Source organism: Marinimicrobium sp. UBA4509, from assembly GCF_002388575.1.
Classification (GTDB): domain Bacteria; phylum Pseudomonadota; class Gammaproteobacteria; order Pseudomonadales; family Cellvibrionaceae; genus Marinimicrobium; species Marinimicrobium koreense.
In genome coordinates, this window is sequence record NZ_DGMV01000060.1 from 124,640 (window position 1) to 127,161 (window position 2,522).

The window sequence follows — 2,522 nt, forward strand, 5'->3', positions numbered from 1 at the left end:
GCGCTTATCCGCCCTACGCATACACTGGGAAGCCGCATCCGCCGTTACCGAAGCCTTCAAGGTTTATCGCGCAGCAGGCGGACGCCGTAGATGCCGCCGGCTATGGAGCCGGGCTTGGCTTCGAATTTGAGGGTCAGTACGCCCTCTTCGGCTTCACGGACCCACGCCACTGGCAGCTCGTAGTCCACATGATAGAAATCCGCGCCCTTCCCTTCCGGTAAGGTCACTTCGGCCAATGTCTGGCCATTGATCAGAATATCGAATGAGCGACCGGCATCGCCCCCGAAGTAGGTGATGCGTAAGAACTTGGCTTGGCGCTGGGGATCGCGCAGCTCGTAGCTGAACCAACCGGACGCGTGGCGCCAGTGGCGCCCGAGATGAACGCCCGCCTCGGTATTCTCACCCTTGAAGAAGTGGTCCGACTCCGGCTGTTGCTCTCCCGGTGCCACTGCATCAATGGTCAGCGCGTCCAACGCCAGGCGCTCCCGCTCGGCTTTCATCCGCGCTTCGCTCTGGTCGCCATTGGCCTGGGGCCAGTAGATGGTGTAGCGGCTGTCGTGCACGCGATAGAAGGGTATCAGATCCACGCTGTCCTGGTCGGCCACGTCCAGCCCGGCGCTGGCACGGAAGATCATCGGCTGACCCGGTACCGGCGACAACTGTTCCAGAAACGCCTCTGGCTCGCTGACCATCACCGGTGTCGCCTCGGGTGGGCAGAGAGCGCCATCGGCGATATGTCCCATGCGGCTGTCATCGCTGAGGAAGTTCAGTTTCTCATTTTGAATCACATCGGTTTTGGCGGCTAACACGATGGGGCCATGAAGTACGGCGTAATAATCCGAACCGTCCGGCAGCTGCTCCAACCGGGTGGTCATGGGCAGGGTAACCCGGACTTTATCGCCCGCCTGCCAGTTCCGTTCGATGCTGACATACTCACCGGGAGAGGCCTTGGTCTCTACACGTTCACCATTGATGGACACCTCCAGCGCACCGGGCTCAACCCAGACGGGATAGCGCAACTTCAGGGCAAAACGGCCCTCGCCTTTTTCCAGCGTCAGCTCGGTCACGTCGGTATCGGGGAAGGCGGTTTCTTGGGCCAGGGTGATACCGGCCTGCTCCCAGGTCAGACGGGACGGGATGAAAAGATTGACGTAGAGATCCCGATCGTTGTGGGCGTAAATCAGTTCGCCGTATTTGAAGTGGTTTTCAATCCCCGAACCGACACAACACCACATGGCCTGTTCCGGCTGGGAGTACATCCGGTAGTGCCCCGGACGCATCGGCGTGAAATACACCAGGCCGCCGTGATCCGGGTGCTGACTGGACAGGATGTGGTTGTACAGTGCCCGCTCGTAGTAGTCGATGTATTCCAGCTCGGCGGCATCGTCGTACAGCAGCCTGGAGAGCTTGAGCATGTTGTAGGTGTTACAGGTTTCCGGCCCTTCCCGATCGCTGACCATGGAGCTGAAATCATCGGTCGGATGGAAGTGCTCACGCACGCTGTTGCCACCGATGGCCACGGAACGTTCGTACACCACCGTACGCCAGAAGTAATCCGCCGCCTCAGACCATTCCGGGTCGCCCGATACTTCGGCGACTCGCTGGTAGCCCACCACTTTCGGGATCTGGGTGTTGGCGTGCAGACCATTCAGTTCATCCTGATGTTGCAGCAGCGGGTCCAGAATCTGCTCATGGGAAAACTGTTTCGCCAGACGCAGGTATTTTTCTTCCCCGGTAATGTCCGCCAGGTCGGCAAACACTTCGTTCATGCCGCCGTGTTCACTGCGTAACATAGCCTGAATCTGCTCATCACTCAGACCGTCCACCAGGTCGATGGTCCAGTCCGACAACTCAATCAGCATGTCCAACGCCTGTTCGCGGCCCGCAATCAGATACGCATCGCGCAAGCCGGCGTAGACCTTGTGCACGTTGTACCAGGGCACCCACTTGCCATTCAGTGCGAACAGGTCGGCGTCAATCTCGCCCCGCTCAATTTCTTCCCACAAGGCTTTGCTGCCCGGCACACCGCCGAGGTAACCATTGCCATTGGCCTGCTGGGCGCGCTGAAGTTCGTCCAGCATATAATCCAGGCGACGCAGGGCTTCACCATCGCCCGTGGATGCGTAGGCTAGCGCCAACGACGTCAGGTAGTGACCACCTATGTGGCCATCCAACCCGGAGCCTTCCCAGTTGCCGTAGGTGCTTTTTTTCGGCTCCAGCCCCGCTTCGCGCAGGTAGGGCGCGAGCAGTCGGTCCGGGTCCATGGCGTAAACGTACCGCAGGTTGGTCTGTTCGGCGCGCTTGAAAGGGCTGCCGTCGAGCAGGCGGACCTGGGTGAGCGGGAAGGTGTCGACGCCGGTTTGTTGCGGTTCGGCCCGATCGGTGGTTTGGGTGCAGCCGAGGGCGAAGGTGGCAGTCAGTAGGGCTGGGAGGATTTTTTTCATGGTGGTTGCCAGTCGTTGGTCTGGTGTTTTTCGGGGAGGTGACGGGGGATGCGGAGAGTTGGGTTACGGCGGATGCGG

Annotated in this window: 1 protein-coding gene; it reads right to left on the minus strand. The window is 60.1% G+C overall.

Going from position 1 to position 2,522, the window contains the following annotated elements:
• Positions 1-56: 56 nt before the first annotated feature.
• Positions 57-2,444, minus strand: a complete 2,388-nt coding sequence (locus B3520_RS11885) for a glycoside hydrolase family 127 protein (protein ID WP_286806044.1) — start codon at positions 2,442-2,444, stop codon at positions 57-59.
• Positions 2,445-2,522 lie beyond the last annotated feature (78 nt).

Excerpts from the sequence above, each read along its gene's own strand:
- B3520_RS11885 (WP_286806044.1), bottom strand. The coding sequence starts at position 2,444 with ATGAAAAAAATCCTCCCAGCCCTACTGACTGCCACCTTCGCCCTCGGC.